Source organism: Pseudoxanthomonas jiangsuensis (assembly GCF_010093185.1).
Classification (GTDB): Bacteria; Pseudomonadota; Gammaproteobacteria; order Xanthomonadales; family Xanthomonadaceae; genus Pseudoxanthomonas; species Pseudoxanthomonas jiangsuensis.
The window spans coordinates 1-13,725 of sequence record NZ_PDWL01000008.1 but is presented as its reverse complement, the minus strand read 5'-3'; the positions used below and the strand labels follow the sequence as shown (position 1 = coordinate 13,725).

The window sequence follows — 13,725 nt, the reverse complement described above, 5'->3', positions numbered from 1 at the left end:
ATGGAAGCCTCCCCAAACACTGTGCCCGGGCCTGGCACAGCGCTTTCTTTCGTTTCTTTCAGGAGCCAGCCCGAGGAAGAGCAGATCAAGCAGACGATCAAGCTGTTTGATCTACCTCCGGTGCTGAAAACCGCCAAGGTGATCGAAGTCACCGGTGACACCCGGACCAACTTCTACGCCAGGCAGGATCCGAAGGACGCCCTCTTCGATCCGACCTATCCCGAACCCATCGGCGGACGCCGCTCAGGTAGGACACCTCGCAGCTACTGGACCGTCGACATCCTCCGCTGGCGCATCCGCCAGGCGAGCCTGGGAAACCGGTGAGGTGCGCATGGACAAGTCAACACGCGCCTTCCCAGCCCCGATGCCAGGCTCAGCGGTCGCCGCGCCCCGGGAACTCAACACCTTCGCCCGAGCGGTCAAGCATACCCCGCAGATCAACTGGGTCAAAAGGATCGACCGCCGAAGCATCCAAGATCGCCACGGCCTCAAGGACGGGGCGCCCTTGGCATTCGCGATGTACACAGTTGCCGTCGAGTTCCATCAGCCGTTGAAGGACCGGACCCTTGGCCAGGAGGCGGTACTCCAGCACCTGCGCAAACTGGCCCCGGCTTCGGCCTTCCAACACAACTATGTGGCCCAGCAGGCGTTCAAACTCATCAATCCCCATGGGCATGGTGCGAACAGTCCCAGATTCAACGGTGAAGTGTTGGGGTGGTTCCGACAGGAGTACAAGGAGGACAGGCACCTGACCTCAGGCTTCATCCTGTTCCTGTGCGCGGCGAAATGGTGGACCCATGAGCAAGGGCGACGCTCGGTCACCTCTCGAATGAATCCGCTGACGACCTCGGACCTGGACGGAAAGCTGAAGTCCTACGGTTTCCTGGTCGGGGAGCGCGAGGCCATCTGTCGGGTGCTGAGACGCCGTCAGAGCTAGCCTGGACTGCAGCCAGTCACTTCCACTCAAGCCGCTCGCTCCCTGCGAGCGGCTTTTTTGTTTCACGATGACTCCAGCCCGGTAGTTCGCTGGACTGCGCCGTAGCTCGATACATCGAGTTTATCAATAGCTTACGCGCGTCCATCAAAGGACGTGGACAGGTATTCCTTTGGGTTGCTGCGATGAAGATCACAGCGGGCTCTGCCGGAACGGCGGTCGCGGGTGTCCTTGTTGAAGGGTCTATCAAGGCCCCCCCTAATTGTTGGCATCTGCTTGATTGCAATAGCGGCGTTACTTTCGCTCTTCGAGCGAAGATTAGATTCTCTTAATGCATCAGCCAGGCAGCGAGAGAAGTCTCAGGCGCCGCCGACCTGAGGCCGCTCATACCAACCTCGGCTTCGGTTGACGATGTGGACCACCGATAGCATCACAGGCACCTCGATCAGCACGCCGACGATCGTCGCGAGTGTGGCGCCAGAATGGATGCCAAACACGCTGACCGCGGTGGCCACGGCCAGCTCGAAGAAGTTGCTTGCGCCGATCAGGGCAGATGGGCCGGCCACGCTGTGGGTGACACGGAGCTGGCGATTGAGAAGGTAGGCCAGGCCCGAATTGAAGTAGACCTGGATGAGGATGGGTACCGCCAGCATGGCGATGATCAGTGGCTGCGCCAGGATCTGCTCGCCTTGGAAGCCGAACAGCAGCACCAGCATCAGCAACAGGGCTGCCAGGGAGAGCGGCCCGAGCTTGGCCAGCCAGACATCCAGTCGTGCTTGACCGCCGCTACGCATCAGCCAAGCGCGCAGCAGCGTGGCAATGACGACGGGGACCACGATGTACAGTCCGACCGAGATCGCCAGTGTGGCCCATGGCACAGTGATGGACGAGATGCCCAGCAAGAGCGCAACCAGTGGCGCGAAGGCGACGACCATGATCGCGTCGTTCAGTGCCACTTGGCTCAACGTGAAGGCCGCATCGCCGCGGCACAGGTTGCTCCAGACGAAGACCATCGCCGTGCATGGGGCCGCGGCCAGCAGGATCAGGCCTGCAATGTAGGAGTCGACCTGGTCCGCCGGCAGCCACGGCGCGAAGACATGGCGCAGGAAGAACCAGCCCAGCAGCGCCATCGAGAAGGGTTTCACCGCCCAGTTGATGAACAGCGTGGTCCCGATGCCGCGCCAGTGCTGGCCGACCTGGCGCAAAGCGCCGAAGTCGATCTTCATCAGCATCGGCACGATCATCACCCAGATCAGCAACGCGACTGGAAGATTGACTTGGGCCCACTCGATGCTGCCCAGTTGAGCAAACGCTGCCGGGAACTGGTGACCCAAGGTGGTGCCCGCCACGATGCACAGCGTGACCCACAAGGTCAGGTACCGCTCGAAGAACCCCATGCGCGGGGCAGCCTCATTCACTGTCGGCATCCTCGGCGTCGACGAAGCCTATCTTGTCCAAGGCCGTCTTGAGTTGCCCTCGATCCTCCCATGCCGCAGCTGGCAGTGCGAGGAAGGCCATCAAGCGAGCCTGGATAGTCCGATGGGCTTGCCGGAACGCCTCCGCTCGGTCGGCATCGCTGCCTTCGGCCGCTGCGGGGTCAGGCAATCCCCAATGTATCCGCAGGAAATCTCCGAACACGACCGGGCAGGTTTCGGCAGCTGCTGCATCGCAGACGGTCACGACCAGGTCCATGCGCGGAGCATCCGCGGTCGTGAACTCGTCCCACGACTTGCTCCGAAGCCCGGCCGTGGAGATGCCCTCGGCCTGCAGCTGGGCCAAGGCGAATGGGTTCACCGTACCGGTGGGCTGGCTGCCGGCGCTGAACACCTTGAAGCGGTTGCCGGCCCATGCGCGCAGCGTGGCTTCGGCCAGGACGCTGCGAGCACTGTTACCGGTGCACAAGAAGAGGACGTTGTGGGTCATGGCGATGGCTTCGTGGGTGGAGGGCATGCAGGAGGGCAGCCGTTCGATCAGCAGCCGCAGGCCGGGTCGGTGGTCGGCGCGCATTCGGCGCTGGTCGAACCGGCGCAACAGTTGTGTGTGAGGTACTCGATCAGGCCATGAATGGCCTGGAAGTTCGCGCGGTAGCAGACGTAGCGGCCTTGGCTTTCGCTCTCCACCAGGCCGGCATGCACGAGCTCCTTCAGATGGAAGGACAGCGTCGCGCCGGGGACGCCCAGTGCTTCACCGATGTCGCCTGCCATGCGGCCGGCGGGGCCCGCCTCAACCAGCAAGCGGAAGGCGGCCAGCCGGGTTGCGTGGCCCAGTGCGGTCAGGGAGGTGATTGCATCTTTCGTTTCCATATTTATAGAATACTCGAGTGAATAGATCCCAACAATCCCCCTTCGACCTTCCCGCCCACCTGGACGCTGACTTGCTCCCAATGCCCCAACGCGACGTGCTGGGCGCCGGCGGCATGCACCCGCCACGGATCCTGCTTCTGTACGGCTCGCTGCGGCCGCAGTCGTTCAGCCGCAAGCTTGCGCTGGAGGCAGAGCGCATCCTGCGCCACCTCGGCGCCGAAACGCGGGTGTTCGATCCGCACGACCTGCCGATGCTCGACAGCGTCGACAAGAGCCACCCCAAGGTCCAACAGCTTCGCGAATGGTCCCAATGGTCGGAAGGCCAAGTGTGGGTGTCGCCCGAGCGACACGGCACCATCACCGGCGTGTTCAAGAATCAGATCGACTGGCTGCCACTGGAAGATGGCAGCGTTCGCCCGACGCAGGGCAGAACACTAGCGGTGATGCAGGTTTGCGGTGGGTCGCAGTCGTTCAACGTGGTCAACACGCTGCGCGTGCTGGGGCGCTGGATGCGGATGGTCACCATCCCGAACCAGTCGTCGGTGGCCAAGGCTTGGCAGGAATTTGATGAAAGCGGCCGCATGAGGCCCTCGTCCTACTACGACCGCGTCGTGGACGTGATGGAGGAGCTGATGAAGTTCACTCTGATGGTCCGCGGGCGCAGCGACCACCTGGTCGATCGATACAGCGAGCGAAAGGGCGCCGAGGAGGCGCGTCGTGTCTCGGCAGCTGCCGGGGTCGCTGAGTAATCCCGGAATCAGACCCATCCAGGTGTCCAATTCACTGGCGGCGGTGTCCAGTTGGCTGGCTGTTTGTACCCTTCCCAAGCAGGATGTGCTCGGCCACCGAGACGTCATTGCCGAACCTCCTGGGCGCCCCACGGCGCTTGCCCTTGGGCTGTCGCGGAGGCTGCCCCTTGCGCAGGTTCTTGCCAAATGACTCTGGCAGAAGGAAGTGACAGTCCGTCAGCGTCAGGTAGCGAATCGCTTCCCGGACGCCTGTCAACGCTCCCTGATCGGCATAGTGGACGTGGCCGATCCCTGCGAACAGATACTGGTGTTTGCGCAGGTAGCAATTGAAGCCCGACGCCAGCTCCGGGGATCCCACACACTCCTGGATCCAGTATTCCTTGACGATTTCAGCCAAGGCGTACGACTTGCAGTGCTTGGCACCGTCAACGATCACCATCAGGTGTAAGTGAATGCCCCGGTCGTAGGAGTCCTCCCGCCTGACGATGTATCCGATGACGTCGGGAATGATGCGATCCTCCCTGAGGTTTCGGATGAACTTCTCCTCGGCTTGCCCGAGTAACCCATCCCTCGCTGCCGTCTTCGCCTCCCGTTCAAGGTAAAGGTCGACCCGTAGCACGAGAGGCCTGGCGTGCGTACGCAGGATGTCCACGAAGTACTTGCAGCAGGACTCGAAGTTCTCACGCTGCTTTCGATCCAGTCCCTCGATCCGACGCCTGAAGTCCTGGTGGGTGCACACGCGCCTGATGACGCGGAAGATGTGCCCGAGCACACGGCGCGGGTACTCCTCAGATAGAACAAGATTGTTCTCACATATGTACCACTTCAGCCTCGGCACCCACTTCCGTGCCAGGTGCACACCGACGTTGAGATAGGGATGCATCCCACGCTCCCTCCCCCACACTTTGTGTATCCGGTCCACCTGGTTAAATTCCAACCACAACCGCCTTGCCTCCTTTGACATGACATATCGGGACTTCCCCCCGCGGCTATTCATGGTCCATGGTGGGATATCGCTGCATGCAACTCTCCTTACCTCTTCCCGCAGTCGATCAAGGTAGTCGACCGCCGACTTGTTCGTGCCGACGTCGTACTGTTCAACATACTGGTCACTGTCATCCCTGTACTGCAATGGGATCACAACCCCGGATGAGACAAGGTTGTGGAATCGCTCGCGAAGAACTGGGTTGGCATCGTTCATCTGCGTCTGCATGGACTCTTTACTCTTTCGAACACGTGTGAACAGGCCGCTAATCGATCTGACCTGATCAATTTAAATGAAGCTAACAAGTAATTAACAAAAGCAAAGAATACGTTCCGGAATTGAAGGTCAATCACCCTTCCGTAGGCGCGCTATCACTGGCTCCTGAATCTCCGGCAGAAGGCTCTTTCTTTCATTCAGAGCTCGATGTCGAGATAACTCCGTACAGCACCTCCCCAAGGTCCGTTAGAACCGGACCCATTGCTCATCGAGAACAATCCGATTCACACCAGGCCGTCGGCCGTCATGCTTCGACATGGCCGTGTCACAGCCCCACGACGTGAGAACCTGCCTAGGCAGATTGCATCGGTGCACGCACGCCGTCAGGCCGGCGTTTCTGGGTTTGTCCGATCACAATCACGTACCCCTTCGGGATTCGTCGGCCAATCAATGGCTTGTGACTGATGTGCGGGGACATAAAGTCAGCCGACCGTTCCTCGATGATCCTGTGCACTGCAGCGCAGCGTCAGGTTGATCACGGCAACCTGACGCAGGAAGGATTTTTTCCAATGCCGGATGAATCCCTAACAGGATCCATAGGTTGAGGTAACTCGACACCAAAAAAGAAAAACTCCCCCCCTGTGCACGGACGGCCTGTCACTCCGCAGGCCACCACCAGATCCTGACTTCACGCTCGCGCATCTGATTGTTTCTGCGACGTATTCGGGCGCATTCCGGGCCTGTCCAGATCGAAGTCAGGATTTCCCCAGGTACGGCACAACCGTCGACATGGAATGCTCACGCCGGGCCAACGAGGACCACCAGCGGTCGTCGCCAGGAGCGGCGCTTCTTTTGCTTACTGAAGCCTGCCAAAGCGCCCAGCCCCGACAAGAGCCCCAAGGAGAAGGCACGTGGCCATACACATGTTCAGTACGACCTACAACCCGATTCACCTGTCACCGCCGACAGACACCTGGTCCACCTTTGAATTCCGTGACCCGCTGCATTCATTGCCGCCCCGAGTCACCGGCGCGATCCTGGAGGTCCACAACAAGACCGGTGCCCCCGTCGAAATCGTCACCCTCGTTGCGCTGTCAGCGATGTCGACCGCGCTGCATGGCTACACGATCCGGCCACCCAACGGCCGCTTGATGCCGATGTCCCTGTACTGCATGGGGATCGGCCCACCGGTGTGCGGGAAGTCGGCCGCCATGCGGGAGTTCTATAGGGCCATCCGCGAGTTCGACGCCAACTTGGAAGCGCGTCGTGCGCGCAATCCCGAACAGAGCGATCACCCGGCGCTGCGCGACCTGCTGCAGAGGGACGTCACCTGGTCCTCCCTTCTGGAGGTGCTGGACGGCAAGGACAATGGAGTGACCCTTGAGGACGATGACTGCATTGATCAACTGAAGAGCGATTTCATGAAGAAGCGGGGAAAGCTCAACCGGTTCTTCGACGGTCCGGTCAAGGAGTCACTGATCCGGCGCGACCAGGACCCACTGGCGGCCTACAACCCTTCGATCGGGATCTGTTTCCTGACCCAACCTGAGATCCACTCCGAGCATCAGGTCGCGATCCGTTACATAGAACGCAAGTCAGGGCTCGCCTCACGGTTCCTGTACGCGCACACCCTGGCCGGCCGTGGCCCGGAGCGCCCTCTACTGCCAACCCCCAATCTCGACGGGATCCAGCGGTTGGTCACCTGGTTTCTCGAGCAGCGGGTTCAACGCCGTCTGGCGGGGAACAGCCAACGCATCGAGCTGACCCTGTCACCGGAAGCACAGTGGCGCTGGGAGGAGCTGAAGCGCAGTCTCGACCAGCGCCTGCATGGCGACCTCCAGCCGGTCCAGGACTCGGCCGCACGCGCCACGGAAAAGACGTGGCGCATCGCTGCTGCCTTGCACTGCTTCAATGCCGTGGCCCCTCCCGAACACCCACACCAACCGCTTCCCCCGATACCACCTATTCCGCCCGACGCCATTGATGCGGCGTGGGCCTACGTCGAATGCTCACTGGCACAGTTCCATAAGGTGTTCCCGCCACCAGAACCCAAGCCACCCAGGCCATCACGTGTCAGGGAGCGCCAGCTTGAGGAATTGCGGGTGGCCAAAGGGCACCTGCACGACTACCTGCGCCGTCGGTGCTGCGACACGATGTCCTGGAGCCAGGCCCTGGAGCTGTCGTGGTTAAGCGAGCACAAGTTCAAGACGGTCGTTGCGCACATGAAGAGCATGGATCAGGTGGAGCTACTTGGGGGCAAGGACCGGATCCTCCGGTTCTCGTCGCACTTCTTTGCCGAGATGGGATTTGAACGGTCTATCGCATCGCAATTCCAGCTGTAGACGGACCTGCATGGCGTGTCGGTGTAGGAAATTTCCCACGGTTTATTGCGGTGGTTCCCGATAGTGACCATCGCCAAGAACGCCGATCCAGAGCACGCCAGCAACGCGTGGTGCCGACTATTGCAGTCTAGGCTCAATGATCCATGCGGCCCCGCATCGCTGCGGGGCGGCTGGCACCCCCTCCATGGCACGTGGCGCGTCTCATCTGGTGAAGCCAACGGCTGGCACAATGGCCCCATGATCGACGACAACGCTGACTCCCCCGTGCACGCTCCGGCCTATGGCCTACTGATGGGACACACGGCCTGCCACTACTGCCAGGCCCAGACCCCCACCGTTGCACTGTGGGTGCCGTCGTATGCGGATCCCGAGGAGAACGGCCCGGGCGAAGGCAGCGCGCTGCTCCAGTACATCAGCGACCTGGACGTAGCCGCCAAAGACTTCCTGCTCGGGCATGCCCATTGGCTGCGCCAGGCCCATACGCGTACCGCGGACCAGCACTACTTCGCACACCACTGCACGAACTGCGGCGCGCTCCAGGGTGACCACTATGTCTTTTCATTCGGCGGCCCCTACTGGCCGCAAGACGACGCTGCGCTGTCGCGCCTGACCTACATCGAAGGCCTTGGCACGCTGACAGCCTGGGCTACCGCCGCGCAGAGCGGCTGGATGGATCGTGTCCCCCATGTCTGTCGACGAGCGTAAGAGCCGAACTATGGCGTTTTGAACGTCCTGGACGCTGCGTCCTTTCACCGTCACCACCGGCGCAGGGGGGGACCCCAGCTTGGCCGGATCGGCTTGGGCGTGTCCTGCCATCAACGCCAGCGCCAACGCGCCGGCCCATACACGGAGCTTCATCCCTGCCCCCTTTTTCGGACCCAAGGCCCGTTCCCCGGCCCAGTTTACGGGCGCCAGCGTGCCCGTGGGCGCTCTAACGGGCTGAGACGGCGCCCCAGCATGTAGGGCGAGACCAGGTATTACCGCAAGAGCCCATGCCATTTACCATGGGACAGCCGGATCTCGCGGTCTGAAACGCCGGCATTCCAGGGGAAAGGTGGGACAAGGAATGGCAAAGGAATGGGCCCCGTCGTGGCTGGGCCAGCACTTAACGGGATCATCGGATTGGCGCTTGCGCCTGGAGGGCTTGGAGCTCGCCTTGACACTGGAGGGCCGGACCCACCGGGTCAACGTCGAAGACGAGGCAACTTACCGTGTCCACACCGGCACGTTCTGGACGGATATTACTTTCCACACCGGGCGCGGCCAGGAGGTGAAAGCCGACGGGCTGCCCAACGCCCAAGGCGCCGCCCTTGCCCACGCGTTGAACCTGGCTTTAGCGGACAAGCGACTCCGAGAAGACGTGGCATTCCTGGAGTCCGAACGCCAACCCCTTGAACGGTGGCTGGCACTCATGGCCAGTGAGGAAGAGCGCTGCGCCCAACAGCGTCGCTGGTTCACCCACGAAGAACAAGCTGCGGTCATTGCCGCGCGTCCCACCGTTGATTCTCAAGGGATGCGTGCTCGCCTTAAGAAGCCCGGCGTGCAGATGCGGTTGGGGCCGACAGCAAAGGAGATCGAGCGATCCATGGCTTCCTGGGAAGGAGACCATCGGCAAGCCTGGGCGGCGCTCAACACCGCCCACGTGGAACGCGAATTGGTGGCCTGCAAAGACTTGCTGGACCGGGTGGAGAGCAAACCGCTCACGCCGGAACAGGCAAGGGCCGTGGTGTGCTTCGACAATCGTGTGCAGGTGGTGGCCTCGGCCGGCTCGGGCAAGACCTCCACGATGGTGGCCAAGGCGGCTTACGCTATCCACCGCGGGTTCGTGGATCACAAGCGGATTGTTCTGTTGGCCTTCAACAAGCAGGCCGCTGAAGAGCTCAAGGAACGCGCTGCCAAGGCCTTCGAGCGACTGGGCATGGCGGATGTGCCGGTAGAGGCATCCACCTTCCACGCCTTGGGCCTGCGCATCATCGGCAAGGCCACCGGCGAGAAGCCCGACATCCCGGACTGGGCCACTGATGCGGCTGGTGGGGTGCGCAAGCTCGCCGAGATCGTGGACCAACTGAAGGACCGTTCCTCCGAATTCCGCAATCAGTGGGACCTGTTCCGCTTCGTCTTCGGCAAAGACTTACCTGCCTTCGGCGCTTCAGAGTCGGCCGACGTCTGGGATGCCCAGGGCAAGGGCGCGCTCGTCACCACAAAGGGCGAGCGTGTCAGAAGCCAAGAGGAGGTGATGATCGCCAACTTCCTCTTCTTGAACGGCGTCGATTACCAATACGAGCCCGCCTACCAGCACCGCACCGCCGATGAGCTTCACCGCCAATACAAGCCCGATTTCTACTACCCCGAGCTGGACCTCTACCACGAACATTTCGCACTCAATGCCCAAGGCCTTCCCCCACCGCAGTTCGAAGGCTATCTGGAGGGCGTCCAGTGGAAGCGGCAGTTGCACAAGGACATGGGCACCGCGCTGTTCGAAACCACCTCCCACGGCCTGCGCACCAAAGTTGATCTCCCTCGCCTTGAGGCCGAACTGACGTCCCGCGGGGTGGTGATGGATCCAAACCCCGAGCGGGAGATCCCCCAGGGCGGGCAGAAGCCCATGGATTCCGTGGAGCTCATCGGGCTTGTGCGCACGTTCATGAGCCACGCCAAGAGCAATGGCCTCACCGTTTCGGCGCTCCACCAACGGCTGAGTTCACTTCCTGCCGATGCCTTTAAGCAACGCTACGAGATGTTCCTCGACATAGCCGCTCCCATCATGGACGCTTGGGACAAGGCGTTGGCCGCAGAGGATGGAATCGATTTCGAGGACATGCTCAACCAGGCCGCCGAGCACCTGGAGAGCGGCCGCGTGGAATCGCCTTACGAATTGGTGATGGCCGATGAGTTCCAGGACGCATCACGGGCGCGGGCCCGGTTGTGCCGTGCCCTGGTCCAAGCCCCAGGCCGCTTCTTCTTCGCCGTGGGCGACGACTGGCAGTCCATCAACCGGTTTGCCGGCGCCGACGTGTCGGTGATGACGGGCTTCCGGCAATGGCTTGGCCATGGACAGGTGTTGAAGCTAGAGCAAACGTTCCGTTGCCCGCAGGCGTTGTGCGACGCGTCCAGCGCGTTCGTCTCCAAGAACCCCACCCAGATCGCCAAGCGCGTGCATTCGACAACCCCCGGCCACGGCCCGGTGCTCCAGGCGTTCCAGGTGGACAGCAAGGACAAACTGGCCGATGCAATCGACCGCTTCGTGGTGAATTTGGCCGAGGGCGTGCGAGATGGCACGATCCCACCGGGGCGCAACGGCAAGGTGTCGGTTTACGTGTTGGGGCGATACAACGCCGATCGCCAGTATGTGCCACTGAGGCAGGGCCGGTTCAACCGCTGGGTGGACGTCTCGTTCCTGACCATCCACCGCTCCAAGGGCAGCGAAGCCGACTACGTCATCCTGCCTGAGATGCTTTCCGTCTTGAAAGGGCGCAGCTTCCCCAACACCCGCACCGACGATCCGGTGCTCGCCTTGGCCATGCCCGAGGGAGACACCTTTCCCCTGGGCGAGGAACGCCGGCTGTTCTACGTCGCCCTGACCCGTGCCCGTCGAAGCGTGGCGATGTTCACCGCCAAGGGCCAATGCTCGACGTTCCTTCGGGAGCTCGAACAAGACGGCGCAGTGGTGCTCACCGGCACTGACGGAAAGGCGGTCCATGAAGATGCCTGCCCGGCCTGCAAGCAGGGCGTGCTGGTGCTGCGCACGGGACCCTACGGGGATTTTCGCTCGTGCTCCAACTTCCCTTTGTGCGGCTACAAGCCGCCAAAACCCCATCACCGGATAAAGCAGGCCCAATACCCATCGCGGGCACGGAGGAGGTAGCTGATGGCCCAGCCACGCGCGAAGCGCGACGGGGTGAAGTATTGGCGGGCGGTAGATGCCATTGCCGAACTGGGGAGCGCCACTCTGGCCGAGGTTGAAGCCTGGGACCGCGCCCACTTTCCCCATGACCCATTGGGCAACGCCCGCGCGGACCTAGAACTCTTCACGGTGAACAGTGCCAGCCGTGCCCATCACAACTACGCACGAACGAACTGGCGAAGCGATCAGGATCATCCCCACGACCGTCTCTTCAAGGTGGTGGAAATGGGCCCACCGCGACGCACCCGCTACGTGCTGTTCAACCCGGCCCAGCATGGCCACTGGGATCTGATCCCGATCGCCGAAAGGAAGTGGCAAGCGGTGGCCTTGGCCCTGGACGACCAAGCCAGGGTGGAATCCGAGGCGCAGACCGATGCATTTAACACCCCACTGAACAGCGCCCACGACGCTCGCGTTTGGGCGATGCGCGCGGTGGCCCAGCGCCGTGGTCAACCGCTCTTCCGAGCCAAGCTCTTGGACGCCTATGGCGGACGCTGCGCAGTCACCGGGTGTTCCGCCGTAGAGGTGCTGGAAGCGGCGCACGTGCTCCCCTACAAGGGCGAGCACACCAACCGGTTGGACAACGGCCTGCTCCTGCGCACCGACCTCCACACGCTCTTCGATTGCGGGCTGCTCTGGATCACCCCCGAGCACACCGTGGCGTTGGCACCCTCGTTGCTCGCTACCGATTACGCAGCCCTGCTGGGCAAGTCCCTGGCCCTGCCCTCCGCGCTGGCCCATCGGCCCAACCCTGCTCATCTTGCCGAGCATGCAGAAGCGTGCGTGGCGCGGCATCCAGCCCCACGGCCCCAGGGCAAGGAAGATCATGCTGATTAGAAACAGCACACCGGCAAGCTGTTTCGGGCTGGCCGGCTGCGATGAGAACGCCGGCACGGCTGCCTTCGGTTGGTGCCTGGACCATGTGCCCGCGCTGCGCCAAGAGTTGCTTACAGCATTGGCTTGCGACCCGAAGACAGAGTTGGTGGTGGCCAGCCAGGTATTTGCTGAAGATCGAGGTTTCACCGACCTTGAATTGATTTCGGGCACGGTTCTGCATGCCATCTTCGAAGCCAAGTTGGGATGGCGGGTGCCCACACGGGGCCAGCTGGAACGTTACCTCCCTCGCCTCCTTCGCTCACCCGCCCAGGTCAAGGTTCTGGTGTCGGTCAGCGCCGCCGACTCGACATGGGCCCGACGACACCTACCTCGCGATCTCGACGGAGTGCCAATCATCCACTTGTCCTGGTCGGATCTCCAGGCGATGGCGCAGCGCGCCCACAACGCCACCCGCAGCCCGATCGACCGGGTCTGGCTCACCCAGCTGATTCACCATCTCCAGGAATACGGCATGACCTCCAACGTCTTCGATTCGCGAGCCTACGTGGTCTCGCTCAATCGCTCGCGCATCCAGCCATCGGACCCGTTGACCTGGATTGATGTGGTCGTCGAACAAGGGAAGTATTTCCACCCCGTGGGCGGCAGCGATCGCAGCGGGTGGCCCGTCATCCCGCCGTCCTACATCGGCTTCCGCTACCTCTCTGAATTCCGCAGTGTCCACTTCATCGAGCGTGTGGACGTGACCGATCACCTGCATGAAGTGGATCCAAGATGGCCGGAGACTAGCGTGCCGAATTTCGTCTACACGTTAGGTCCTGCGATGACGCCTGCTAAGCCGATGCCGCTGGGAGCCATCCACCCGAGCATGCGCAACTGGGTGGCACTGGACCTGCTGTTGAGTGGAAAGGCCTCCGATTACAAAGACGCAATCGATCGGATGCGCGAACGTGTCCAACTGCAGGGCGGGTGAAACAAAGCCCCTCACGGGGGCTTCGGTCGTCGGCGCTTGAGTGGGGATTCTCGCCCCCGTCCCCCGTTGCCGGGTGAAGTGGCCAGGACGACAAGGTCATGATCGACTGGCCAACACCACGGCGCCATCGGTGCCGTCGGAATCAGTCCGTCAGATTTCTTCCCGTTCCGCCTCGGACTTCTCTGCCAGCCATTGCTCCACCGTCTTGCCCGGTAATCCCCCCGCTTTTAGCGGTCGCCAGAAGTGGAGTTACGCGGCCATCGCAAGCTTCATGGCTGGCGTGATGCCGCCGAGCGCCATGTTGGGGCGCTCGTGGTTGTACGTCCAGAGCCGGCGCGTAGCCGTGTCCTGCACCTGATCGATGGTGTCGAACAGGGTTCGGGCCAGCCAGGCGTAGCGGACGGTACGGTTGTAGCGTTCGACGTAGGCGTTCTGCTGCGGCTTGCCCGGCTGGATGTGCTCGACCCGGATGCCATGCCGCTGCG

The 13,725-nt window shown here is 62.1% G+C and carries 13 protein-coding genes; 8 read left to right on the top strand and 5 right to left on the bottom strand.

Translation table 11 applies throughout. The features are described 5' to 3' along the window. Nucleotides 1–324, top strand: a complete 324-nt coding sequence (locus tag CSC62_RS06715; protein ID WP_162405407.1) for a hypothetical protein — start codon at nt 1–3, stop codon at nt 322–324. Between the two features lies 1 nt (nt 325). Beyond that, nucleotides 326–937 carry a hypothetical protein gene (locus tag CSC62_RS06710; protein ID WP_162405406.1) on the top strand — a complete coding sequence of 204 codons (612 nt, stop codon included), beginning with the start codon at nt 326–328 and terminating at the stop codon, nt 935–937. A 356-nt stretch (nt 938–1,293) separates the two neighbouring features. On the opposite strand, the gene arsB is transcribed toward CSC62_RS06710, so the two are convergent. The 3 genes from arsB to CSC62_RS06695 are packed head-to-tail and all read right to left on the bottom strand — an operon-like array spanning nt 1,294 to nt 3,237. Continuing rightward, on the bottom strand, nt 1,294–2,331 hold the full coding sequence (gene arsB, locus CSC62_RS06705; RefSeq protein WP_162405494.1) for an ACR3 family arsenite efflux transporter: 1,038 nt from the start codon (nt 2,329–2,331) through the stop codon (nt 1,294–1,296). 13 nt (nt 2,332–2,344) lie between these two features. Beyond that, nucleotides 2,345–2,857, bottom strand: a complete 513-nt coding sequence (locus CSC62_RS06700; RefSeq protein ID WP_162405493.1) for an arsenate reductase ArsC — start codon at nt 2,855–2,857, stop codon at nt 2,345–2,347. A gap of 47 nt (nt 2,858–2,904) precedes the next feature. After that, on the bottom strand, nt 2,905–3,237 hold the full coding sequence (locus tag CSC62_RS06695) for an ArsR/SmtB family transcription factor (RefSeq protein ID WP_162405405.1): 333 nt from the start codon (nt 3,235–3,237) through the stop codon (nt 2,905–2,907). 17 nt (nt 3,238–3,254) lie between these two features. Here CSC62_RS06695 and arsH point away from each other — a divergent pair, with 17 nt between their 5' ends. Beyond that, complete coding sequence (gene arsH, locus CSC62_RS06690) at nt 3,255–3,986, top strand: arsenical resistance protein ArsH (protein WP_162405404.1); 732 nt, start codon at nt 3,255–3,257, stop codon at nt 3,984–3,986. A 31-nt stretch (nt 3,987–4,017) separates the two neighbouring features. Here the strand turns inward: arsH and CSC62_RS06685 are convergent, their stop codons facing one another. After that, nucleotides 4,018–5,187 (bottom strand): YagK/YfjJ domain-containing protein, encoded by a 1,170-nt coding sequence (locus CSC62_RS06685; protein ID WP_162405403.1) that lies wholly within the window; start codon nt 5,185–5,187, stop codon nt 4,018–4,020. 923 nt (nt 5,188–6,110) lie between these two features. On the opposite strand from CSC62_RS06685, the gene CSC62_RS06680 reads away from it, so the two are divergent. The 5 genes from CSC62_RS06680 to CSC62_RS06660 all read left to right on the top strand — a co-directional run bounded on the left by CSC62_RS06680 (nt 6,111) and on the right by CSC62_RS06660 (nt 13,240). Next, entirely contained in the window at nt 6,111–7,529 is a 1,419-nt protein-coding gene (locus CSC62_RS06680; RefSeq protein ID WP_162405402.1) for a DUF3987 domain-containing protein, read from the top strand. Nucleotides 7,530–7,766: 237 nt separating this feature from the next. Continuing rightward, the gene (locus CSC62_RS06675; protein ID WP_162405401.1) at nt 7,767–8,234 is read left to right on the top strand and encodes a hypothetical protein; all 468 of its coding nucleotides are present in this window, start codon (nt 7,767–7,769) and stop codon (nt 8,232–8,234) included. 361 nt (nt 8,235–8,595) lie between these two features. Beyond that, nucleotides 8,596–11,394, top strand: a complete 2,799-nt coding sequence (locus CSC62_RS06670; RefSeq protein ID WP_162405400.1) for a UvrD-helicase domain-containing protein — start codon at nt 8,596–8,598, stop codon at nt 11,392–11,394. Nucleotides 11,395–11,397: 3 nt separating this feature from the next. Beyond that, nucleotides 11,398–12,270 carry an HNH endonuclease gene (locus tag CSC62_RS18025; protein ID WP_246194253.1) on the top strand — a complete coding sequence of 291 codons (873 nt, stop codon included), beginning with the start codon at nt 11,398–11,400 and terminating at the stop codon, nt 12,268–12,270. Continuing rightward, nucleotides 12,260–13,240, top strand: coding sequence for a hypothetical protein (locus tag CSC62_RS06660; RefSeq protein WP_162405399.1), 981 nt, complete (start codon nt 12,260–12,262; stop codon nt 13,238–13,240). The genes CSC62_RS18025 and CSC62_RS06660 overlap by 11 nt, the downstream gene beginning before the upstream one ends. A 249-nt stretch (nt 13,241–13,489) precedes the next feature. On the opposite strand, the gene CSC62_RS06655 is transcribed toward CSC62_RS06660, so the two are convergent. Beyond that, nucleotides 13,490–13,725: integrase core domain-containing protein (locus CSC62_RS06655; protein WP_162405398.1), on the bottom strand; the 236-nt coding region annotated here is incomplete at its 5' end.